The 21,014-nt window shown below is 60.0% G+C and carries 21 protein-coding genes; 7 read left to right on the top strand and 14 right to left on the bottom strand.

Annotation, left to right across the window (positions count from 1 at the left end):
- Nucleotides 1-66: 66 nt before the first annotated feature.
- The 5 genes from recO to lepA form a co-directional block, all read right to left on the bottom strand.
- Nucleotides 67-798, bottom strand: coding sequence for a DNA repair protein RecO (gene recO, locus HMPREF3138_RS00105; RefSeq protein WP_004929165.1), 732 nt, complete (start codon nt 796-798; stop codon nt 67-69).
- A 6-nt stretch (nt 799-804) separates the two neighbouring features.
- Entirely contained in the window at nt 805-1,713 is a 909-nt protein-coding gene (gene era, locus HMPREF3138_RS00100) for a GTPase Era (RefSeq protein WP_004929162.1), read from the bottom strand.
- A complete protein-coding gene (gene rnc / locus HMPREF3138_RS00095; protein ID WP_004929158.1) occupies nt 1,710-2,390 on the bottom strand; it encodes a ribonuclease III in 681 nt (226 codons plus the stop codon). Before rnc ends, era begins: the two co-directional genes overlap by 4 nt.
- Nucleotides 2,391-2,625: 235 nt before the next feature.
- Nucleotides 2,626-3,603 (bottom strand): signal peptidase I, encoded by a 978-nt coding sequence (gene lepB, locus HMPREF3138_RS00090; RefSeq protein ID WP_033644122.1) that lies wholly within the window; start codon nt 3,601-3,603, stop codon nt 2,626-2,628.
- A 32-nt stretch (nt 3,604-3,635) separates the two neighbouring features.
- Nucleotides 3,636-5,435 carry a translation elongation factor 4 gene (gene lepA, locus HMPREF3138_RS00085; protein WP_038870842.1) on the bottom strand — a complete coding sequence of 600 codons (1,800 nt, stop codon included), beginning with the start codon at nt 5,433-5,435 and terminating at the stop codon, nt 3,636-3,638.
- 518 nt (nt 5,436-5,953) lie between these two features.
- On the opposite strand from lepA, the gene HMPREF3138_RS00080 reads away from it, so the two are divergent.
- The gene (locus HMPREF3138_RS00080) at nt 5,954-6,790 is read left to right on the top strand and encodes a hypothetical protein (protein WP_070558721.1); all 837 of its coding nucleotides are present in this window, start codon (nt 5,954-5,956) and stop codon (nt 6,788-6,790) included.
- Here the strand turns inward: HMPREF3138_RS00080 and rseC are convergent.
- From rseC to rpoE, 4 genes are read right to left on the bottom strand one after another with little or no spacing between them, the layout of a single operon-like run.
- Complete coding sequence (rseC, locus tag HMPREF3138_RS00075; RefSeq protein WP_038870836.1) at nt 6,787-7,263, bottom strand: SoxR-reducing system protein RseC; 477 nt, start codon at nt 7,261-7,263, stop codon at nt 6,787-6,789. The two genes, HMPREF3138_RS00080 and rseC, sit on opposite strands and share 4 nt — an antisense overlap.
- Nucleotides 7,263-8,219 (bottom strand): sigma-E factor regulatory protein RseB, encoded by a 957-nt coding sequence (rseB, locus tag HMPREF3138_RS00070; RefSeq protein ID WP_038870833.1) that lies wholly within the window; start codon nt 8,217-8,219, stop codon nt 7,263-7,265. The genes rseC and rseB overlap by 1 nt, the downstream gene beginning before the upstream one ends.
- On the bottom strand, nt 8,219-8,872 hold the full coding sequence (gene rseA / locus HMPREF3138_RS00065) for an anti-sigma-E factor RseA (RefSeq protein WP_038870829.1): 654 nt from the start codon (nt 8,870-8,872) through the stop codon (nt 8,219-8,221). The genes rseB and rseA overlap by 1 nt, the downstream gene beginning before the upstream one ends.
- Nucleotides 8,873-8,902: 30 nt before the next feature.
- Nucleotides 8,903-9,478, bottom strand: coding sequence for an RNA polymerase sigma factor RpoE (gene rpoE, locus HMPREF3138_RS00060; protein WP_004929136.1), 576 nt, complete (start codon nt 9,476-9,478; stop codon nt 8,903-8,905).
- Between the two features lie 214 nt (nt 9,479-9,692).
- Between rpoE and nadB the strand changes: the two genes are divergently transcribed.
- Nucleotides 9,693-11,294 (top strand): L-aspartate oxidase, encoded by a 1,602-nt coding sequence (gene nadB / locus HMPREF3138_RS00055; protein ID WP_016929796.1) that lies wholly within the window; start codon nt 9,693-9,695, stop codon nt 11,292-11,294.
- A 38-nt stretch (nt 11,295-11,332) separates the two neighbouring features.
- Here the strand turns inward: nadB and HMPREF3138_RS00050 are convergent, their stop codons facing one another.
- Nucleotides 11,333-12,112, bottom strand: coding sequence for a tRNA(1)(Val) (adenine(37)-N(6))-methyltransferase TrmN (locus HMPREF3138_RS00050; RefSeq protein WP_038870825.1), 780 nt, complete (start codon nt 12,110-12,112; stop codon nt 11,333-11,335).
- Between the two features lie 99 nt (nt 12,113-12,211).
- Between HMPREF3138_RS00050 and srmB the strand changes: the two genes are divergently transcribed.
- Entirely contained in the window at nt 12,212-13,534 is a 1,323-nt protein-coding gene (srmB, locus tag HMPREF3138_RS00045) for an ATP-dependent RNA helicase SrmB (RefSeq protein ID WP_038870822.1), read from the top strand.
- Nucleotides 13,535-13,586: 52 nt separating this feature from the next.
- Here srmB and HMPREF3138_RS00040 read toward each other — a convergent pair whose 3' ends face one another.
- The 3 genes from HMPREF3138_RS00040 to grcA all read right to left on the bottom strand — a co-directional run bounded on the left by HMPREF3138_RS00040 (nt 13,587) and on the right by grcA (nt 15,888).
- Entirely contained in the window at nt 13,587-14,348 is a 762-nt protein-coding gene (locus tag HMPREF3138_RS00040) for an ankyrin repeat domain-containing protein (protein WP_038870819.1), read from the bottom strand.
- Nucleotides 14,341-15,321 (bottom strand): Tle-like phospholipase domain-containing protein, encoded by a 981-nt coding sequence (locus HMPREF3138_RS00035; RefSeq protein WP_038870816.1) that lies wholly within the window; start codon nt 15,319-15,321, stop codon nt 14,341-14,343. The genes HMPREF3138_RS00040 and HMPREF3138_RS00035 overlap by 8 nt, the downstream gene beginning before the upstream one ends.
- A gap of 183 nt (nt 15,322-15,504) precedes the next feature.
- The gene (gene grcA / locus HMPREF3138_RS00030) at nt 15,505-15,888 is read right to left on the bottom strand and encodes an autonomous glycyl radical cofactor GrcA (RefSeq protein ID WP_004929114.1); all 384 of its coding nucleotides are present in this window, start codon (nt 15,886-15,888) and stop codon (nt 15,505-15,507) included.
- A gap of 346 nt (nt 15,889-16,234) precedes the next feature.
- Here grcA and ung point away from each other — a divergent pair, with 346 nt between their 5' ends.
- The gene (ung, locus tag HMPREF3138_RS00025; protein ID WP_033635636.1) at nt 16,235-16,918 is read left to right on the top strand and encodes a uracil-DNA glycosylase; all 684 of its coding nucleotides are present in this window, start codon (nt 16,235-16,237) and stop codon (nt 16,916-16,918) included.
- A 56-nt stretch (nt 16,919-16,974) separates the two neighbouring features.
- Here the strand turns inward: ung and grpE are convergent, their stop codons facing one another.
- Nucleotides 16,975-17,559, bottom strand: coding sequence for a nucleotide exchange factor GrpE (gene grpE, locus HMPREF3138_RS00020; RefSeq protein WP_025159545.1), 585 nt, complete (start codon nt 17,557-17,559; stop codon nt 16,975-16,977).
- A 125-nt stretch (nt 17,560-17,684) separates the two neighbouring features.
- On the opposite strand from grpE, the gene nadK reads away from it, so the two are divergent.
- The 3 genes from nadK (at nt 17,685) to bamE (ending at nt 20,890) form a co-directional block, all read left to right on the top strand.
- Entirely contained in the window at nt 17,685-18,563 is an 879-nt protein-coding gene (gene nadK / locus HMPREF3138_RS00015; protein WP_019452304.1) for an NAD(+) kinase, read from the top strand.
- A gap of 86 nt (nt 18,564-18,649) precedes the next feature.
- Complete coding sequence (gene recN, locus HMPREF3138_RS00010) at nt 18,650-20,311, top strand: DNA repair protein RecN (protein WP_038870807.1); 1,662 nt, start codon at nt 18,650-18,652, stop codon at nt 20,309-20,311.
- Between the two features lie 240 nt (nt 20,312-20,551).
- Complete coding sequence (bamE, locus tag HMPREF3138_RS00005; protein ID WP_004929101.1) at nt 20,552-20,890, top strand: outer membrane protein assembly factor BamE; 339 nt, start codon at nt 20,552-20,554, stop codon at nt 20,888-20,890.
- The last annotated feature ends 124 nt before the right edge of the window (nt 20,891-21,014 follow it).

The following is a 21,014-nucleotide window of genomic DNA, read 5'->3' as shown; positions in this document are numbered from 1 at the left end:
CCTCTAAATACGATTTTCAGTGCCAGCAGTTTACACGCGGGCGCAGGGCGGCAAAAGGGGAAAAGGTCAGGCGTCGTCGACCGGCGTATTCGGCTGTTTGCGCACGAACTGGCGGAACAGTTCGCGGCTCTTCAACGGCTTGCCGCCGAGGTAGGGTTTCAGCGCCATACGGGTGAAACGCTTGGCGGCGCGCAGCGTCTCGGCATCGGGAAACTGCCGCTCCGCCAGCGCGCGCAGTTCGCGCCCGGTGAAGCTGTAGTGATCCACCACCAGGCTGGCGATAAAGCCTTTCTCTTCGCGATAGCGATAGGTCATGGCGTCATCCACCGGCAGGCCGCTGCCGGCGCAGTGCAGGAAATCGAGGCCGTAGCCCAGGTGGTGCAGCAAGGCCAGCTCGAACTGACGCAGCGCCTGTTCCGGCGAGCTGTCTTCCGCCGCCAGCGCCTGCAGGCATTGCAGATAGTCGAAGAACAGCACCGAGTAGTTGGTTTCCTGCTCCAGCACGCGCGCCAGCAGTTCGTTCACGTACAGGCCGCTGTAAAGCATCATGCCGCTGAGGGGTAAACCGAGGGAGACCGCTTCGGCGTTGCGCAGCGTTTTCACTTCGCCGCGGCCGCCCCAACGCACTAACAGAGGAGTAAAGGGCTGCAGGCAACCCTTCAGATTGGAGCGGCGGCTGCGCGCGCCTTTCGCCAGCAAGCGCACCCGCCCATGACCTTCGGTAAACAAATCCAGCATCAGACTGGTTTCACTGTACGGCCGCCCATGCAGGACGAAAGCGCGCTCCCAGCCGTCCACGGATCGTTACTTCAGATCGTCAACATAGCCCAGGCTGCGCAGCGCACGTTCGTCGTCCGCCCAACCGGATTTCACTTTCACCCACAGCTCAAGATGCACTTTGGCGTCGAACATCTGTTCCATGTCCTGGCGTGCTTCGATGCCGATGGTTTTGATCTTGGCGCCTTTGTTGCCGATGACCATTTTCTTCTGGCCTTCGCGCTCGACCAGGATCAGGCCGTGCACATCGTAACCGCCGCGATCGTTAGCCACGAACTGTTCGATTTCTACCGTCACCGAATACGGCAGCTCTTCGCCCAGGAAACGCATCAGCTTCTCGCGGATGATCTCAGACGCCATAAAGCGCTGGGAGCGATCGGTGATGTAGTCTTCCGGGAAGTGGTGTTCCGCTTCCGGCAGCAGCTTGCGCACGATGCCGGCGATGGTGTCAACGTTCATCCCTTTCTCGGCGGAGATAGGCACCACGTCGAGGAAGTTCATCTGCTGGCTGAGGAACGCGATGTGCGGCAACAGCTTGGATTTGTCGGTGACGTTATCGACCTTGTTGATCGCCAGCAATACCGGGCAGCGCAGGCTGCGCAGCTTGTTGACCACCATTTCGTCGTCGGCGGTCCAGTTGGTGCCTTCGACCACGAAGATCACCAGTTCGACGTCGCCGATCGAGCTGCTGGCCGCGCGGTTCATCAAGCGGTTGATGGCGCGTTTTTCTTCGATGTGCAGCCCAGGGGTGTCGACGTAGATCGCCTGATAAGCGCCATCGGTGTCGATGCCCATGATGCGGTGACGGGTCGTCTGCGGCTTACGCGACGTAATGGAAACCTTCTGCCCCAGCAGTTGGTTCAGCAACGTCGATTTGCCCACGTTCGGGCGGCCGACGATGGCGATAAACCCGCAGTGTTGTTTTACTTCGCTCATTCAAGCTCCAGCTTTTTCAGCGCTTGTTCCGCTGCCGCCTGCTCGGCTTTACGGCGGCTCGAGCCGGTGCCCACCACGGGCTCGCTCAAACCACTCACCTGGCAGTGGATGGTAAACTCTTGGTCGTGCGCTTCACCGCGAACCTGCACAACCAAATAAGAAGGCAACGGCAGATGACGCCCCTGCAAAAATTCCTGCAAACGGGTTTTCGGGTCTTTCTGCTTATCACCGGGGCTGATTTCGTCCAACCGGCTGCGATACCAGTCCAAAATCAGACGCTCGACGGTCTGGATGTCGCTGTCCAGGAACACGCCGCCGATCAATGCCTCCACCGTATCAGCCAGGATTGACTCGCGGCGGAACCCACCACTTTTCAATTCGCCCGGCCCCAGCCGCAGACATTCGCCCAGGTCAAACTCGCGCGCCATCTCCGCCAGCGTGTTGCCGCGCACCAGCGTGGCGCGCATGCGGCTCATGTCGCCCTCGTCTACGCGAGGAAAGCGGTGATAGAGCGCATTGGCGATGACAAAGCTCAGAATCGAGTCACCCAGAAACTCAAGACGTTCATTGTGTTTACTGCTGGCGCTGCGGTGAGTCAAAGCCTGCAGTAAAAGCTCCTGCTGTTGAAAAGTGTAGCCCAGCTTCCGCTGCAGCCTGTTTATTACGATGGGGTTCATGAGTTACCAATAGATCAAGAATGCGTCAAAAACTTGCAGCATACGGAACAGGCCTGCTTCGCCGAAAGCCGATCCAAAGCTGTTTCGTTTGCAGTGGCTCCCAGCAGGAGCCAACTTTTTATCGCTCGAGGAACTATTCTACAACGAGTGGAAACATAATGCTGTGTTTATATCCCCTTAATCTTTCACGCCGCAGTAGGCTGCGGCGTGAAATAGACAGAGAATAAGTCAGCGATTAATGAATGCCGCCGATCCGGCTGAAACGCACGCCGGTAGGCCACTCGCCTTCCTGCTTTTCAAAGCTCATCCAGATGGCCGTGGCTTTACCCACCAGATTCTTCTCCGGCACAAAGCCCCAGTAGCGGCTGTCCGCGCTGTTGTCGCGGTTGTCGCCCATCATGAAGTAATGCCCGGCCGGCACCACCCACTCCGCCAGCGGTTTGCCCGGCTGTTGGTAGTAAGCGCCCACCTGATCCTGCGTGCCCGGCACGGTCAGGATGCGGTGGGTCACGTTGCCCAGGCTCTCCTGACGCTCGCGCAGACGAATGCCGCCCTGCGGCACGTTGTCGTTCAGCGGGATTTGGTAGAAGCCGTTGCTGGCCTCGCCCATGCCGCTGCGGCTGAACAGCTGCACGAAGTCGCTCGGCTGGGCGTCCGCGTAGGTCACCGCCAGCGCGGTATCGCAGGACTGCCCGCTGTTGCAGGACGGCTGCACCGTGACGCGCTTATTCACCGGATCGTAAGTAATACGATCGCCCGGCAGGCCAATTACGCGCTTGATATAATCGAGCTTCGGATCCAGCGGATATTTAAATACCGCAATATCACCGCGCTTCGGATGGCCGGTTTCAATGAGCGTGGTCTGGGTAATCGGATCTTTAATGCCGTAGGCATATTTCTCCACCAGAATGAAATCGCCAATCAACAGCGTCGGCATCATTGAGCCGGACGGGATCTGGAACGGTTCGTAAATAAACGAACGCACCACAAAGACCAGCAACAGCACCGGGAACACCGATGCGCCAGTCTCTACCCAACCAGGCTGCTTCGCCACTTTCGCCAGCGTTTTATCGTCTACGGCGCCCGCGGTCTGCTCGTTGACCGCCGCGATCTTCGCGCGGCGGGCCGGCGCCCATTTAAAGCGCTCGAAGCACCAGATGATCCCGGTGACCAGGGTGGCCAACGCCAGGATCAGGGCAAACATATTCGCCATGCAAACTCCCTCGTTTCGCGAACTCGTCGCGGTTACTTGCCGTCTTTACCGACGTGCAGAATGGCCAGGAACGCTTCCTGCGGCAGCTCGACGTTGCCGACCTGCTTCATGCGTTTCTTACCGTCTTTCTGTTTCTGCAGCAGCTTTTTCTTACGGCTGACGTCACCGCCGTAGCATTTTGCCAGCACGTTTTTACGCAACTGCTTCACGGTGGAACGCGCGATGATGTGGGTGCCGATCGCCGCCTGAATCGCGATGTCGAACTGCTGACGCGGGATCAGCTCTTTCATCTTCTCCACCAGTTCACGGCCGCGGTACTGCGAGTTGTCGCGGTGGGTGATCAGCGCCAGCGCATCCACGCGCTCGTTGTTGATCAGCACGTCCACGCGCACCATGTCGGAAGCCTGGAAGCGCTTGAAGTTGTAATCCAGCGACGCATAGCCGCGCGACGTGGACTTCAGGCGATCGAAGAAGTCGAGCACCACTTCCGCCATCGGGATTTCATAGGTCAATGCCACCTGGTTGCCGTGGTAGACCATGTTGGTCTGCACGCCGCGTTTCTCAACGCACAGGGTGATGACGTTGCCCAGGTATTCCTGCGGCATCAGCATGTGACATTCGGCGATCGGCTCGCGCAGTTCCTGGATATTGTTCAACGGCGGCAGCTTGGACGGGCTGTCGACGTAGATCACTTCTTTGCCGGTGGTTTCCACTTCGTAGACTACCGTCGGCGCGGTGGTGATCAGATCCAGATCGTATTCACGCTCCAGACGCTCCTGAATGATCTCCATGTGCAGCAGGCCGAGGAAGCCGCAGCGGAAGCCGAAGCCCAGCGCGGTGGAGCTTTCCGGTTCGTAGAACAGGGAGGCGTCGTTGAGGCTCAGTTTGCCCAGCGCATCGCGGAAGGATTCATAGTCGTCGGAGCTGATCGGGAACAGACCGGCGTACACCTGCGGCTTCACTTTCTTGAAGCCCGGCAGCGCTTTATCCGCCGGCTGACGCGCCTGCGTCAGGGTATCGCCCACCGGCGCGCCGAGGATGTCTTTGATCGCACAGACCAGCCAACCCACTTCGCCGCAGTTCAGCACATCGCGATCGACCTGCTTCGGCGTGAAGATGCCCAAGCGATCGGCGTTGTACACCTGGCCGGTGCTCATGACCTTGATCTTGTCGCCCTTGCGCAGCGTGCCGTTCTTGACGCGCACCAGAGACACGACGCCCAGGTAGTTATCGAACCAGGAGTCAATGATCAGCGCCTGCAGCGGCGCATCCGGATCGCCCTGCGGCGGCGGGATGTCGCGCACCAGGCGCTCCAGCACGTCAGGCACGCCGACGCCGGTTTTGGCCGAGCAGCGCACCGCATCGGTAGCGTCGATGCCGACAATGTCTTCGATTTCCTGCGCGGCGCGATCCGGATCGGCGGCCGGCAGGTCAATCTTGTTCAGTACCGGCACCACTTCCAGATCCATTTCGATCGCGGTGTAGCAGTTGGCCAGCGTCTGGGCTTCTACGCCCTGACCGGCATCCACCACCAGCAGCGCGCCTTCGCAGGCCGCCAGCGAGCGGGAAACTTCATAGGAGAAGTCAACGTGGCCGGGGGTGTCGATAAAGTTGAGTTGATAGGTCTGCCCATCCAGCGCCTTATAATCCAGCGTCACGCTCTGCGCTTTGATGGTGATGCCGCGCTCGCGCTCCAGATCCATGGAATCGAGCACCTGCGCGGCCATTTCACGGTCGGACAAGCCACCGCAGATTTGGATAATGCGGTCAGACAGCGTCGACTTACCGTGGTCAATATGGGCAATAATGGAGAAATTTCGTATATGCTTCATTATAAAAGTTTTTCTGCCTTGGTATTTCTGAATTACTCGCCTATAGAAACCCGCATGGACCTAAAGCGACAGTGAATGGGTTAGGCCGTCTTGCACCTGAATCGCTGCATTCTACATGCCACACCACTGAAAACCTAGCGATCGGTGCAGTGAAGGCATTCTATTATGCGCAGCTAAATGTTACAGGGCACCCCGGCGGGTGAAAACAGATGTTAACGCGGACGATACGGCCTGAACCCAAGGCTTGCAGGTGCTTCGTGGCCGTCAAACTCCGGCGCTAATACATAACCGGCCGCAGCGCAATAAACCCTCTCCGAAATTATAAGAAAAGAATATTTGGATCAACCTCTTAGAATTCCATTTCGCCCCTCTGCCTTTAGGAAAAACCCCATATACGCCACCACCGCCCCTCGGATAGAAAGGGCGTGAACTCCGCGACAAAACATTATTCCGGGCACGACATCGGCAGCCCACCGGGGTTCAGCAGCATATCTGCGTACGTTGATTGGAAGGTGCATATGATCGATAAAGGGCAAATGCTGAGCCGACACGATTTTTCGAAGGTCAACTGGGGCATTCTGGCGGCGGCGGCGCTGCTGTTTAGCGTGGGGGCCGCGCTGTTGGTGCTGCCGCTGCTGAGCAGCATTAATGAGAGCGAAGTCATCACGCTGTTGCAGGCCGGCGCGGGCACGGTTTTACTCGGCTGTACGCTGCTGGCGCTGCGGCATTATCTGCGCCCGGCGCTGACCTATCGCCTGTACGAGCATGGCGTGCGGGTCTTTGACGGCCACCATCACAAAGAGCGCTTCATTCCGTTTGAGAAGATCAGCGACATCTATCGCTTTCGCGGCGGCAAAGCTTTTGGCGGGCTGTTTGACGTCACGGCGTTCCGCGCCGGCGCGGATCAGCCCTGGTGTACGGTTTTCAGCAACGTCGCCCATTCGTGGCGGCTGGCAGACGTGATCGTTGACCAACAGCTGCAGCAGCGCGGGCCGCTGGCATTGAATGCGCTCTATCAAGGGGAGGTGGTGCCGTTTCACACCGTTGAGGGCGACGCACGCTGGCTGTGGCAGCTGCTGCTGGGCAAACGGCAAGGTACGCCGACCGAAACGCTGCGGCTAAGCGCCACCTTGCTGGCCACGGAAAGGGGAAACGTGCCGCTCGAGCAGATCCGTGCGGTGGAAAACCATCCGCAGCGCGGCATCCGTTTGCTCGACGGCCAGGGAAATGTGCTGTTTGCGATTAACTACGATTCGCTGCTCAGCGCCGATCTGTTCATCGCGCTGTTGGAGCATATGATCCACAACCGCATCCCCGCCTATCACAACCCGGCGATGACGCGGCCGTCGGTTTAAATCAGCGGGGAGTTTTCCGCCTGCATGCGCATCGCGGTAGGCGGCAACCCAATCTGCAGCACCACCGGCTGGTACTCGGCCTGCTCGCCCAGACGCCGGGCCAACCGGCGCGCCAGCATAAAGGCCGCCCCGCCGCCCAGCACGGCGCCGACTGCCGCCGAAGCGTCGCTGCCGAAACAGTATTGCAGCAACGTGCCGCCCAACATCATGCCCAGCAGCGGCGTTAGGTAAACCAGCATGGCGGAGCGCAGCAGGCTGCCTTCCGCAATGCCGACCTCGACGCGCTGCCCCGGTTCAAGCGGCTGATCGATATGCACCTGCAGCTGATGCTCGGTTTCCGGCACCAGCTCGTTCAACGCGCGCGCGCCGCAGCCGGAGCGCGCGGTACAGCTGCCGCAGCCGGCCTTGGGTTCACAGCGCAGCAGCGCTACGCCCTGTTGCCACGAAACCACCGTGGCCCACTCTTTCATCATTACGGCGATACCTTGAAAGAAATGCTGTCGGCGATGCGCTTGGCCGTAGCCGGCGGCAATTCGCCCACGATAGTGATTTCGTTGCCCGAGCGTACTTCGGTCTGAATGGTGCGGCGCCCCTGACGGTAGTATTGCTGCCCGGCTCCGCTGCCCGCCGGGCTGACGTTGACCGAGAAGCTGAACAGACCGTCGCTGTAAAGCCGGGATTCGACCGGCACGGCAACGTTTGGCAATTTGCGACGATTGCGCGCCACCTCGTCCACCCCGGCCGGCAGCCAGCCGGTGCTCCAGCTGAGCTGGACGTTCTCCACCGCCGGCAGCGACAGCAGCGGCGGCAGGTTGGCCTTGAGCAGCCCCTGCATCGCGCCCTGCACCTCGGCGCCGACCGCGAAGGAGATCACCCGATATTGCTCCAGCGTTTCGCCGTCGCGATCGAGCAGATCCACCCGCAGCGGCAGCTTGGTGTCCTCGTCCATCCAGACGATGTAGCTGTAGCGGGAACCGTCGCGCGCCACCACGCGCAGCACTTCACACGGCCGATCGGCGATGCGGGTGCTGCCCACGGAGATGAAGTCGTAGTACTTGGCCAGACGGGTGAAATCGGCATAGACGATCGCCGGCAGCGCATCGACGATGTGATCGCCGGTGAGCGTGAACGGCTCCAGGCCAGGCTCGAAGTAGCTGATCCCGCCGCCGCGCTGCAATACTTCGCGGCGCGGGCCATCCATGTGCAACAGCTGACCGAGCGGCACGTTGCCGATCACCGCATGGCGATAGCGCAACGACTCGATTCCCTGCTTGCTGATGCTGATATAGGCGAGCTCGTAATTGAGAGAACGGCTGGCGCTGCTCATCTGTTGCAATAACGCCCCGGACGCAGTCGGCTGCGCCGGGGCGATGCTGGAATAGAGCAGGCTGCCCGTCAATAAACAAACGGAGAACCAGATTTGCTTCATTACTGCTGTTGCATTCCTAAAGACTGAGTTCCGGGAACCTGAATGGCAGCCTGTTGCGGATTGCTTTGTTCAAGCTGCAGCTGATCCGAATGCAGGCGACGTTGCAGTTCATAGTCCTGCAGCATGGCGTTGATACGCTTGCGCTGTTCCTGCACCTGCTGCTGTTGGCCACTGCCGGTGGAGAAGCTGTCGGCCGGGACGCCCAGGCTGACCGGTGAAGCCTGGCCCATAATCGGCAGCGTGGTGAAGGCCGGCGATTCGGACGCGTTCGATGACGCAGCAGGTTGGTTATAGTGCTGTACACCGACGATCACCGCCAGCGACACGCAGGCCGCCATACCGATTTGCGTAATCTGGCTCGCCCAAGGACGCACTTTGTCCCAGAACGGCATTTTCTGCCAGGTGTGAGGCTGCGGCTGAGATTCCTGAACGGCGGAAGGCACCAGCCGGGCAGGTTCTTTCTCAAGTGCAGCGGCGACGCGATCGGCGATATCGAAATGCATCACTTGTCCGATATCACCCCGCAGTGTGTCACGTATCAGGTGATAGCTCTGCCAGCTTTGCTGAAGCGTTCGATCTTGCGACAGAGAACTCAACAGCTCGCTGTCGAACGATTCACCATCCATCAGAGCGGAAAGCTTTTCTTTCTGCATGCCTAAGTACCCTTCCTGTGCCCGCCATTGCTAACGCTGGATCAGCGGTTGAACTTTATTATCGATAGCTTCCCGGGCGCGGAAAATACGCGAACGTACGGTTCCGACCGGGCAATCCATGATGGCGGCTATCTCTTCGTAGCTTAGACCATCCAACTCCCGCAGGGTAATCGCCATGCGAAGATCCTCAGGGAGAGACTCAATGGTACGGAAAACTATCTGTCTCAGCTCTTCTGACAACATTAAGTTCTCAGGGTTCGAAATTTCTTTCAGTGCGCCCGCACTTTCGTAATTTTCCGCATCGTTGGCGTCCACATCACTGGATGGCGGACGGCGCCCCTGAGCAACCAGATAATTCTTTGCCGTGTTCACGGCGATTCGATACAACCAGGTATAAAAAGCGCTGTCGCCACGGAACGACTCCAGTGCGCGATAGGCCTTGATAAACGACTCCTGCACCACATCGGGCACATCGCCCTGCGGCACATAGCGGGAAACGAGACTCGCCACCTTATGCTGATAGCGCACTACCAGTAGGTTAAACGATTTCTGGTCGCCCTTTTGGACCCGCTCGACCAGAACTTGATCCGTTAACTGCTCGCTCATCCGAGGTAAACTCTCCCCAAATCCGTCTCCACGCGTAAAATTGTACTGCCAGCCATACATTATTTTCCTGAGCAAGCACTCGCTTGGAGTTCATATAGAACACGAAGTTCCATATCGCCATTGTTTTTTCTGTTGATGTCACCCTATCCGTGGCTTTTGCCCGGACAGTTAGGCTAACATGAAATTCACTCTTCTTCTGCACACATCATACGTTATGCAACCATCATCTGAACATGTTAGCGATGTACTGATCGTCGGCAGCGGCGCTGCGGGCCTGTCACTGGCGCTGCGCCTGGCGCAGCATTGCAAGGTTACCGTTCTCAGCAAGGGGCCGCTCAGCGAGGGCGCCACCTTTTACGCCCAAGGCGGGATCGCCGCGGTGTTCGATGAGACGGACAGCATTGCCTCACACGTTGATGACACTTTGATTGCCGGCGCCGGCCTGTGCGACAAAGAGGCCGTCGAATTCATCGCCGGCAACGCGCGCCACTGCGTGCAGTGGCTGATCGATCAGGGCGTGCTGTTCGACACCGAGGTCAACGCGCAGGGCGAGGCGCATTATCACCTCACGCGCGAAGGCGGCCACAGCCATCGCCGCATCCTGCACGCCGCGGACGCGACCGGTAAGGAAGTAGAGACCACGCTGGTGGGGAAAGCAAGCGCTCACCCCAATATTTGCGTGATGGAGCGCCGCAACGCGGTTGACCTCATCACCTCGAACAAAATCGGCCTGCCGGGCACCCGCCGAGTGGTGGGCGCTTACGTCTGGAACCGCGAGCTGGAGCGGGTGGAAACCTATCGCGCCAAAACGGTGGTGCTGGCGACCGGCGGCGCGGCCAAGGTATACCAATACACCACCAACCCGGACATCTCCTCCGGCGACGGCATCGCCATGGCCTGGCGCGCCGGTTGCCGGGTCGCCAACCTCGAGTTCAACCAGTTCCACCCGACCTGCCTGTTCCATCCGCAGGCGCGCAACTTCCTGCTGACCGAAGCGCTGCGCGGCGAAGGGGCTTACCTGAAGCGCCCGGACGGCAGCCGCTTTATGCCCGATTTTGACCCGCGCGGCGAACTGGCCCCGCGCGATATCGTCGCCCGCGCCATCGACCATGAAATGAAGCGTCTGGGCGCCGACTGCATGTACCTGGACATCAGCCACAAGCCGGCGGAGTTCATCACCCAGCACTTCCCGATGATCCACGAGAAGCTGCTGACGCTGGGCTTCGATCTGACCCGACAGCCGATCCCGATCGTCCCGGCGGCGCACTACACCTGCGGCGGCGTGATGGTCGATCAGCACGGCCGCACCGATCTCGACGGGCTGTACGCCATCGGTGAGGTCAGCTATACCGGTCTGCACGGTGCCAACCGCATGGCGTCGAATTCGCTGCTGGAGTGCCTGGTATACGGTTGGTCGGCGGCGGAAGACATTCTGCAGCGCCTGCCGTTTATTCAGCAGGCCAAACAGGTGCCGCACTGGGATGAAAGCCGGGTGGACGATGCGGACGAACGGGTGGTGATTCAGCACAACTGGCACGAGCTGCGGCTGTTCATGTGGGATTACGTCGGCATCGTGCGCACCACCAAGCGGCTGGAGCGCGCACTGCGCCGCATCAACACGCTGCAGGCGGAAATCGACGAGTACTACGCTCACTTCCGCATCTCCAACAACCTGCTGGAGCTGCGCAATTTGGTGCAGGTGGCCGAGCTTATCGTGCGCAGCGCCATGGCGCGCAAAGAGAGCCGCGGCCTGCACTACACGCTGGACTATCCGGACCTGCTGCCGGAAGCGCTGCCGACCATTTTGCAGCCTTAACCTCTGCGACAGGGCGCCTAATCGGCGCCCTTTTCTTTTCAGTAGAACAGGTAGAAGTCGGCGATCAACCGACGGAAATCATCGGTGTAGCTGCCATCGGCCTGTTTGATCGCCAGCGCCTGCTCCCGCAGCGGCGTTTCCCGCCGCGTCAGCGCCAGCAACACCCGATGCAGCGGCGTATCGGCCCGATCGCTGACGTTCACCTTCGCCGCCGTCTGCCAGCCGTTTTGCTGCGCGAGACGTTCGAATTCGGCGCCGATGTCGTGCGGCAGCACCACGCAGAACGTTCCCTGTTCCGCCAGCAGCTGTGCCGCACAGGCCAACAGCGCATCGTGCGTCAGGGTTTCGGTGTAGCGTGCGTTGTGGCGCGCCTGGTCGCGGCAGGCCACCGCCGGCTCGAAATAAGGCGGATTGCTGACGATCAGATCATACTCAGCGGCATGCTGCTGCGCATAATGGTGAATATCCTGCGCATGCACGCGGATCCGCTGCGGCCACGGCGATTCCGCCGCGTTTTCGCGCGCCTGGCCGGCGGCGGCGTCATCCAGCTCCACCGCATCGACGGTCACCTCGTCGCCGCTGCGCTGCGCCAGCATCAGCGCGATCAGCCCGCTGCCGCTGCCGATGTCCAGCACCCGACGCGCTTGCCCCAGCGGCGCCCAGGCGCCGAGCAGCACCCCGTCGGTGCCCACTTTCATGGCGCAACGATCGTGGGCGACAAAGAATTGTTTAAAGGTAAAACCCCCGCGGCGCGGGGTAAAATCGGCTTTCGATCGCTTGCTCACACTCACCACCTGGCTATAAAACTGGCGTAGCATAAGGCAATCTGATCGGCGGGAAAAGAGCGGCTTTCCGCTTAAATAGGTGAAGATCGCGGCCAACCCGTCTATAATCGGCGCCCCAAGTAGAGGTAGACCATGACAGCAACCACTTTTTCCGAACTCGAACTCGATGAACGCCTGGTACTCGCACTGCGCGATAAAGGCTACGATCGCCCCACCGCTATTCAAGCCGAAGCGATCCCGCCGGCGATGGACGGGCGCGACGTCTTAGGTTCGGCTCCGACCGGCACCGGCAAAACCGCCGCCTTCTTGCTGCCCGTGTTGCAGCACCTGCTGGACTTCCCACGCAAGAAATCCGGTCCGCCACGCGTACTGATCCTTACCCCGACGCGTGAGTTAGCGATGCAAGTGGCCGATCAGGCGCGTGAGTTGGCTGCTCATACCTCGCTGGATATCGCCACCATCACCGGCGGCGTCGCTTACATGAACCACGCGGAAGTGTTCAGCGAAAACCAGGACGTGGTGGTCGCCACCACCGGCCGTTTGCTGCAATACATTAAAGAAGAGAACTTCGACTGCCGCGCGGTGGAAACCCTGATCCTCGACGAAGCCGACCGCATGCTCGACATGGGCTTCGCGCAGGACATCGAAACCATCTCCGCCGAAACCCGCTGGCGCAACCAGACGCTGCTGTTCTCCGCCACGCTGGAAGGCGAAGCGATCCGCGAATTCGCCGAGCGCATCCTGAAAGAGCCGGTGGAAGTGGAGGCCGATCCGTCGCGCCGCGAACGCAAAAAGATCCTGCAGTGGTACTACCGCGCTGATGACGTGCAGCACAAAACCGCGCTGCTGATCCACCTGCTGAAGCAGTCGGACGTGCAGAAATCGGTGATCTTCGTGCGCAAACGCGAGCGCGTGCACGAGCTGGCCACCTGGCTGCGCGAAGCGGGCATCAACACCTGCTATCTCGAAGGCGAAATGGTGCAAGCCAAACGCAACGAAGCGGTCAAACGCATGATGGATGGCCGGGTTAACGTGCTGGTCGCCACCGACGTTGCCGCACGCGGTCTGGATATCCTCGATATCACCCACGTGTTCAACTTCGACATGCCGCGCACGGCGGACACCTACCTACACCGCATCGGCCGTACCGGCCGTGCCGGGCGCAAAGGCACCGCCATTTCGCTGGTGGAAGCGCACGACCATCTGCTGCTGGGCAAAGTGGGCCGTTACCTGAACGAGCCGCTGAAAGCACGCGTGATCGACGAACTGCGGCCGAAAACCAAGGTGCCGAACGAGAAGAGCAACGGCAAGCCATCGAAGAAAGTGCTGGCCAAACGCGCGGAAGACAAGGCGAAGAACAAAGAAAAGGCCAAGGTAAAAGTGCGCCATCGCGACGCCAAAAACGTCGGCAAACGCCGTCAGGCGAAGGCCAAACCGGCCGGCGACGCGGAATAACCACCGCCGCCTAAGAAAAAACCGCCTTTACAGGCGGTTTTTTTATGGGCGTTTACGGCTGCCCGTAGTGCGTGGCCAGGCGGTGCCCCTGCAGCCATTTATCCAGCTCGCGGAACTGCGCCTTCAGCTCGTCATTCTGCAAATGCGCCGGCGTTTGCGAGAAATAAAACTGGAACGCGACGCCCTGCTGGTTGCGCGCCCGGGCATCGGCCCCGGCCTGCAACAGCAGCAGCGCCAGGTGCGGCGCGTTAATCTTCGCCGCCAGATGCAGCGGAGTATCTCCCAGCCGATCGCTCAACGTGGTGTCCGCCCCGGCCGCCAGCAACAGCCGCAGCTGCTCCTCACGCCCGGCCAGCACCGCCGCCGCGAGCGGCGTGGCGCCGGTAACGGCATTACGCACGTTCACCAGCGCCCCTTTGGCCAGCAACAACCGCAGGTACTGCGCGTCTTGCAGCATCGCCGCGGTGTGCAGCGCGCTGTTGCCGTCCAGCCCTGCCGCCGCCGGGTCGGCGCCGAGATCCAGCAACGCCTGCACGCTACCCGGCTGCTGCGAAAGCACCGCCCACTGCAACAGCGTGACCTGCCGATCGCCCCGTTCGCGTAAGCGATCCTGCGTGGCCTGCGCATGGATACCCTGTGTATCGCCGCGCGCCACCGCCTGAGCCAGCGCCAGATTGCTGTGGCCGTCAAACGGTGAAATCTCCTGCCCCATCTGTTGCTCCTTAGCCATCATCAGTAAACCGGTCACCGCGACCAGCGCCAGTAAGGCTATCGCTATCGCCAGCGCCCACCGCAAGCGACGTCCTTCAGGCATTGGCCTTCGCCTCCCACGGCTTTTGTTCCGCCATCGAACTTATCACCTTGTCGATGCCGTGTGCCGTCAGGCTGCGATCCAGATGCTTGCTCGGCCGCCAGTCATCGATGCCGGTCAGAGTATCGTTATTGGCCAGGGTGATGTTGTGGCCAATGGCGTCCGGGATCAGCGAGGTCGATTCCTGGGTGCTGGTCAGCATGTCATATTGCTCGCTGTAGCGGCGAATGCCGCCGGCTTCGGCATCTTTCTTCGCCGCCGCCGGATCGATGCCCAGACGATTCAGGGTGTAATCCGACACCCCGGCCGCGTTGAAGGTGACCGCGACGGTGCCGGTCGCCAGCGCGGCGGTGGCCGCCAGACCACCGCCAAGCGAATGGCCGGCGATCACCAGCGCATCGCCGAAGGCCGCCTTGGCGCTTTTGGCTGCGGCAACCGCCTGATTGTACTGCACATCGTCATAGCCCGTCGCCTGCCGCACGTTGCTCAGCCAGTCGCGCCAGTCGTTGGTGCCGGCGAACGCCAACACATACTGCTTGTCGTTGCTGTAAATCCCAGCCTGGAAACCGCTGCCCGCGTCGTGCAGGCTGGCGGGATCGATGCCGAAACCGAGCAGCGCGCTATCGCTCAGGCGGTTGAACCCGGCAGCACCTTGGCCATTGAGTGAGTAAACGTCCTTGGCCAACAGCGCCAACGCATAATCCCCCTCCTGCGATTGCTGCCCTCGCGTCACGCCCGGCGCCGCCGCAGCCGTCGATGCCGCCGCTGAGATATCACCGACCAGCGTATTCAACAGAGCCTGCGCATTGAGCGTGTTCTGAGAGGGAGAGGCCACCGGCGCCGGATTTGCCGGCGCTGCCGTGGGCTGCGCCGCTGTCGCCGTCGCCGTCGCCGTCGCCGTTTCGGCAGCGGCGCGAGGTGTAGGGATCGCGGCCATCGAGGATACTGCAGAGGTAAAACTTAAAGGCATACTCATGCCGACTCCTTGTCGATAGACTTTTTATTTAGCACCTGAATAGGTGCTGATTTAGCTATCGGCAGGTCGGATGAGTTCTGTATCAGGAATGCTTATCTTTGTAAAGAATGTGATCCGCGTTCGGTTTTCGGCCGCCAAAAGCCAGAAAGGGAGCCGAAGCTCCCTGATTGACTGCGCCGCAAATTACAGGCTTTCGGTAAAGGTGCGGGCGATAACGTCGCGCTGCTGTTCCGGCGTCAAGGAGTTGAAGCGCACCGCATAGCCGGAAACGCGGATGGTCAGCTGCGGGTATTTTTCCGGGTGCTTGACCGCGTCTTCCAGTGTTTCGCGACGCAGCACGTTGACGTTCAGGTGCTGACCGCCTTCCACGCGCACGGTCGGCTGCATTTCCAGCGGCACTTCACGGTATTCGATCTGGCCCAGGTCGCTCACCGCGACAACCTGATCTTCCGCGTAGTTGGCCTTGGCGCACACGCAGCGAGCTTCCGCTTTTTCATCGTCCAGCAGCCAGAAAGAATTCACCAGCGCCTGGTCATTCGCTTTGGTAATTTGAATACCGGTAATCATTATGTTGCCTCCGTACAAGGGCGTAAAAATTCACGTCGTGAGAAAACCCAATTCTGGTTTCGGCCATTTGGTAAAACCATTGTTGTCTTGTTGTTCTGTATACCAGCCTGACCGGGCCAGTTCCTTGATTAAAGTCAATTTTTACCGGGTAGGCACAGAGCGTGAAGGGGCAAATTTATGTTTTATATCAATTTTCCCGCTGCGGCAAAAACCAATTATTTTTGTAAATTTTAAAAAATAATTGCATAAGACACGGCGGCGAGAAATGAAAAGCGGGTTTCGCTGCGCGTGCCGACACGGTAAGCTATAGCCCATGAATTGCTAAAGAAAACAAAGGAGAGCGTTTATGGCCACCTCCCTCACCTGGCATGACGTGATCGGCAAAGAGAAAGAGCAACCCTATTTTGTTGAAACGCTCGCCTTTGTTGCCGCTGAACGCCAGGCCGGTAAGACCATTTATCCACCGCAGAAGGACGTGTTCAACGCTTTCCGCTATACCGAGCTGGCGGACGTCAAGGTCGTCATCCTCGGCCAGGATCCGTATCACGGCCCCAATCAGGCGCACGGTCTCTCTTTCTCGGTGCGCCCCGGCGTACCGGCGCCGCCTTCGCTGGTGAACATGTATAAAGAACTGGCAACCGACATTCCCGGCTTCGAACGCCCGGATCACGGCTACCTGCAAAGCTGGGCCGAACAGGGGGTGCTGCTGCTCAACACCGTGCTGACGGTGGAAGGCGGCCGCGCGCACTCGCACGCCAACCTGGGCTGGGAAACCTTTACCGACAAAGTGATCGCCGCCCTGAACGAGAACCGTGAAGGCGTGGTGTTCCTGCTGTGGGGTTCGCACGCGCAGAAGAAAGGCAACTTTATCGACCGCAACCGCCACCATGTGCTGAAGGCACCGCACCCGTCGCCGCTCTCCGCGCACCGCGGTTTCCTCGGCTGCCGTCACTTCTCGCAGGCCAATCAGCTGCTGGAGCAGCAGGGGCTCACGCCGATCGACTGGATGCCGCGCCTGCCGCAGGCGTAATCCAGAGACAAAAAAGGCACCCTCGGGTGCCTTTCTTTATGCCGTTGCCGGGGCGACTACGCCTTGGCTTTGGAGACTGCAACCATCGCCGGACGCAGCAGGCGGCCGTTCAGCGTATAGCCTTTCTGCATCACCATCATCACGTGGTTCGGTTGGTGATCGGCGGATTCCATCATGCTCATCGCCTGATGCACTTCCGGGTTGAACGGCACGTTGACGTCGCCGACGATTTCGATGCCGTACTTGCGCACCACGTCCAGCAGCGATTTCAGCGTCAGCTCGATGCCTTCGATCATCGCGGCCAGTTCCGGGTTGTTTTTATCCGCCAGATCCAGCGCGCGCTCCAGGTTATCGATCACCGGCAGCAGATCGCCGGAGAATTTCTCCAGGGCGAACTTGTGCGCTTTCTCGACGTCCAGTTCGGCGCGGCGGCGGATGTTTTCCGCTTCCGCTTTGGCGCGCAGCAGGCTGTCGCGCTCATGCTGCTGAGCTTCCGCCAGTTGAGCTTCCAGTTCGGCGATACGCGCATCGCGCAGATCGACGCCTTCCGCCGCTTCCGGCAGCGTATCCTCGTGATGAGCGTGTTGTTCCATTTCTTCCGAGACTTGCTCGTTTGGCGTCTTCTGTTCTTTACTACTCATGAATATCTCCGCGTTTTAGCATTAATCTCGCAACTTGGCTTATTATGGGGATCAAAACCGGGGTTTCAAGTCAACCGGTCACAATGTGGGGCATAAACGGGTCCCGGTGAGGAAAATCACAACAAATGAATAAAAAATTCGCCTGTATTGGCATTGTTGGCCACCCGCGTCACCCTTCAGCGCTGGCAACCCACGAGATGCTGTTCCACTGGCTGGTCGCCCGCGGCTATTCGGTGATGGTCGAACGCCAAATCGCCCATGATTTGGGGCTGAAAGACGCCGTGACCGGCAGCCTGGCGGATATCGGCCAGCGGGCCGATCTGGCGGTAGTGGTCGGCGGCGACGGCAACATGCTCGGCGCCGCGCGCGTGCTGGCACGCTACGACATCAAGGTGATCGGGGTCAACCGCGGCAACCTCGGCTTCCTCACCGATCTCGATCCCGACAACGCCCTGCAGCAGCTGGCGGACGTGCTGGAAGGCGAGTACATCGACGAACAGCGTTTCCTGCTGGAAACCATCGTGCATAAAGAACACCAGCAGTGCCGCATCAGCACCGCCATCAACGAAGTGGTGCTGCACCCCGGCAAAGTGGCGCACATGATCGAATTCGAAGTGTACATCGACGATCGCTTCGCCTTCTCGCAACGCTCCGACGGCCTGATCATCGCCACGCCGACCGGCTCCACCGCCTACTCGCTCTCCGCCGGCGGGCCGATCCTCACCCCGTCGCTGGAGGCGATCGCGCTGGTGCCGATGTTCCCGCACACCCTTTCCGCCCGGCCGCTGGTGATCAACGGCGACAGCACCATCCGCCTGAAGTTTTCCCAGATCGGCAGCGATCTGGAGATCAGCTGCGACAGCCAGATCGCGCTGCCGATCCAGGAAGGCGAAGAAGTGCTGATCCGCCGCAGCGATTTCCACCTGAATCTGATTCACCCGAAGGACTACAGCTATTTCAACACGTTAAGCACCAAGCTGGGCTGGTCGAAAAAATTGTTCTAAAATCTGCGCCGGCCACTTTACTGTATATAAAACCAGTTTATACTGTATGAAACTACAGTTATGTGTTTATACACAGGAAGGTTCCCATGCTGGCGCAATTAACCATCAGCAACTTTGCTATCGTTCGTGAGTTGGAAATCGATTTTCAACCGGGTATGACGGCGATCACCGGTGAAACCGGCGCCGGCAAATCCATCGCCATCGATGCGCTGGGGCTGTGCCTCGGCAACCGCGCCGACGGCAACGTGGTGCGCCTGGGAGCCGCCCGCGCCGACATCTGCGCCCGCTTCTCGCTGGCGGACACCCCGTCTGCGCGCGAGTGGCTGGAACAGAACCAGCTGGACGACAGCAACGAATGCCTGCTGCGCCGGGTGATCAACGCCGACGGCCGTTCGCGCGGCTTTATCAACGGCACCGCCGTGCCGCTGTCGCAACTGCGCGAGCTGGGGCAACGCCTGATCCAAATCCACGGCCAACACGCCCATCAGCTGCTGCTCAAGCCGGAGCACCAGAAAGCGCTGCTCGACGCCTACGCCGACGAGCCCGCCCTGCTGGCGGCGATGAGCCAGGCCTACCAACGCTGGCACCAGAGCTGCCGCGAGCTGGCGCACCATCAGCAGCAGTCCATCGAGCGCGAAGCGCGCAAGCAGCTGCTGCAATACCAATTGAAAGAGCTGAATGAATTCGCGCCACAGGCCGGCGAGTTCGAACAGACCGACGCCGAGTACAAGCGCCTGGCCAACAGCGGCCAGCTGCTGACCCTCAGCCAGCAGACGCTGCAGCTGCTCGCCGACAGCGACGAGAACAACATGCTCAGCCAGCTCTACAGCGCCAAGCACCTGCTGCTCGAGTTGGCCGGGCTGGACGACAAGCTCAGCGGCCTACTGGACATGCTGGAAGAGGCCTCTATCCAGATCAGCGAAGCCAGCGACGAGCTGCGCCACTACGCCGATCGCATGGATCTCGATCCCAACCGCCTGCACGAGCTGGAACAGCGTCTGTCGCGCCAAATCAGCCTGGCGCGCAAACATCAGGTTGCGCCGGAGGAGCTGCCGCAGCTGCATCAGCAGTTGCTGGATGAACAGCAGCTGCTTTCACAGCAGGAAAGCGACCATGAACACCTGAACGAGGCGGTCACCCTGCATCACCAACAGGCGCTGGCGCTGGCAGAGCAGCTGCATCAGAAACGCCTGCATTACGCCGCCGAGCTGACCACGCTCATCACCGACAGCATGCAGGCGCTCTCCATGCCGCACGGCAAGTTCAACATCGATGTGCGCTTCGAACCGCAGCATCTGAGCGCCGAAGGGGCCAGCCGCACCGAGTTCTGCGTCTCCACCAACCCGGGGCAGCCGCTGCAGCCGCTGGCGAAGGTCGCCTCCGGCGGTGAGCTGTCGCGCATCGCGCTGGCCATACAGGTGATCACCGCCCGCAAGATGGAAACCCCGGCGCTGATCTTCGATGAGGTGGACGTGGGCATCAGCGGCCCGACCGCCGCCATCGTTGGCCGCCTGCTGCGCCAGCTCGGTGAATCCACCCAGGTGATGTGCGTGACCCACCTGCCGCAGGTGGCCGGATGCGGGCATCAGCACCTGTTCGTCAGCAAGCAGACCGACGGCACGGTCACCGAAACCCAGATGGCGCCGCTGGATAAACGCGCCCGGCTGCAGGAGCTGGCGCGCCTGCTCGGCGGCAGCGAAGTCACCCGCAATACGCTCGCGAACGCCAAAGAACTGCTGGCGGCATAAAAAAGCTCAACTTTTTCACTTTCCTGCGGTCTGACAGTGACGCTGTTGACCCGAAAGATATCTAAAGTGCGGCGCGGCGGCGATCTTAAGCCTCCTCAACGGCCTGAAACCGGCCAAGCGCTTGAGGTGCTGAAAGAAAGCCAACGCGTCGCAACTTGAAAGATGAAGGGTATAAAGGTTTCCAACTGCCGCAAGGTCTATTATCATCGGCATCCTATGCCCTAAAGGAATGTGATTACTATGCGCTGTAAAACGCTGACTGCCGCCGCTGTAGTTCTTGTGATGCTGACTGCAGGCTGTTCTACTTTTGAAAAGGTGGTTTATCGTCCTGACATCAACCAGGGGAACTACCTGACGTCGACCGACGTGGCGAAAATTCAGAAAGGGATGACCCAGCAACAGGTCGCTTACACATTGGGCACCCCAATGCTGCAAGACCCGTTCGGGACTCAGACGTGGTTCTATGTGTTCCGCCAGCAGCCTGGCCATGAAGACATCACCCAGCAGACGCTGACGCTGACCTTCGACAGCGCAGGCGTGTTGACCGATATCCAGAACAAACCGGCGCTGACCAAGTAATCGGCGCCGCCCGCTCTTCCGGCCCATGAGGGGGCATGATGTTCCTCATGACAGTCGCAGGCTGCAACGCGGAAGAGAAAAATCAGTTTCAGATGACTAGTCCTGCTATAGGTTGACACTTTTC

It is taken from the genome of Serratia sp. HMSC15F11 (assembly GCF_001808215.1).
In the GTDB taxonomy this organism is placed as follows: domain Bacteria; phylum Pseudomonadota; class Gammaproteobacteria; order Enterobacterales; family Enterobacteriaceae; genus Serratia; species Serratia nevei.
This window is presented reverse-complemented; position numbering and strand designations above follow the sequence as displayed.

Bases quoted from the DNA above. Each gene is read 5' to 3' on its own strand.
- rnc (WP_004929158.1), bottom strand. From the start codon at position 2,390: ATGAACCCCATCGTAATAAACAGGCTGCAGCGGAAGCTGGGCTACACT.
- rpoE (WP_004929136.1), bottom strand. From the start codon at position 9,478: ATGAGCGAGCAGTTAACGGATCAAGTTCTGGTCGAGCGGGTCCAAAAG.
- HMPREF3138_RS00040 (WP_038870819.1), bottom strand. From the start codon at position 14,348: ATGCCTGAAGGACGTCGCTTGCGGTGGGCGCTGGCGATAGCGATAGCC.
- lepB (WP_033644122.1), bottom strand. From the start codon at position 3,603: ATGGCGAATATGTTTGCCCTGATCCTGGCGTTGGCCACCCTGGTCACC.
- nadK (WP_019452304.1), top strand. From the start codon at position 17,685: ATGAATAAAAAATTCGCCTGTATTGGCATTGTTGGCCACCCGCGTCAC.
- nadB (WP_016929796.1), top strand. From the start codon at position 9,693: ATGCAACCATCATCTGAACATGTTAGCGATGTACTGATCGTCGGCAGC.
- bamE (WP_004929101.1), top strand. From the start codon at position 20,552: ATGCGCTGTAAAACGCTGACTGCCGCCGCTGTAGTTCTTGTGATGCTG.
- ung (WP_033635636.1), top strand. From the start codon at position 16,235: ATGGCCACCTCCCTCACCTGGCATGACGTGATCGGCAAAGAGAAAGAG.
- HMPREF3138_RS00035 (WP_038870816.1), bottom strand. From the start codon at position 15,321: ATGAGTATGCCTTTAAGTTTTACCTCTGCAGTATCCTCGATGGCCGCG.
- recN (WP_038870807.1), top strand. From the start codon at position 18,650: ATGCTGGCGCAATTAACCATCAGCAACTTTGCTATCGTTCGTGAGTTG.
- HMPREF3138_RS00080 (WP_070558721.1), top strand. From the start codon at position 5,954: ATGATCGATAAAGGGCAAATGCTGAGCCGACACGATTTTTCGAAGGTC.
- era (WP_004929162.1), bottom strand. From the start codon at position 1,713: ATGAGCGAAGTAAAACAACACTGCGGGTTTATCGCCATCGTCGGCCGC.
- rseB (WP_038870833.1), bottom strand. From the start codon at position 8,219: ATGAAGCAAATCTGGTTCTCCGTTTGTTTATTGACGGGCAGCCTGCTC.
- srmB (WP_038870822.1), top strand. From the start codon at position 12,212: ATGACAGCAACCACTTTTTCCGAACTCGAACTCGATGAACGCCTGGTA.
- grpE (WP_025159545.1), bottom strand. From the start codon at position 17,559: ATGAGTAGTAAAGAACAGAAGACGCCAAACGAGCAAGTCTCGGAAGAA.
- rseA (WP_038870829.1), bottom strand. From the start codon at position 8,872: ATGCAGAAAGAAAAGCTTTCCGCTCTGATGGATGGTGAATCGTTCGAC.
- lepA (WP_038870842.1), bottom strand. From the start codon at position 5,435: ATGAAGCATATACGAAATTTCTCCATTATTGCCCATATTGACCACGGT.
- HMPREF3138_RS00050 (WP_038870825.1), bottom strand. From the start codon at position 12,112: ATGCTACGCCAGTTTTATAGCCAGGTGGTGAGTGTGAGCAAGCGATCG.
- rseC (WP_038870836.1), bottom strand. From the start codon at position 7,263: ATGATGAAAGAGTGGGCCACGGTGGTTTCGTGGCAACAGGGCGTAGCG.
- grcA (WP_004929114.1), bottom strand. From the start codon at position 15,888: ATGATTACCGGTATTCAAATTACCAAAGCGAATGACCAGGCGCTGGTG.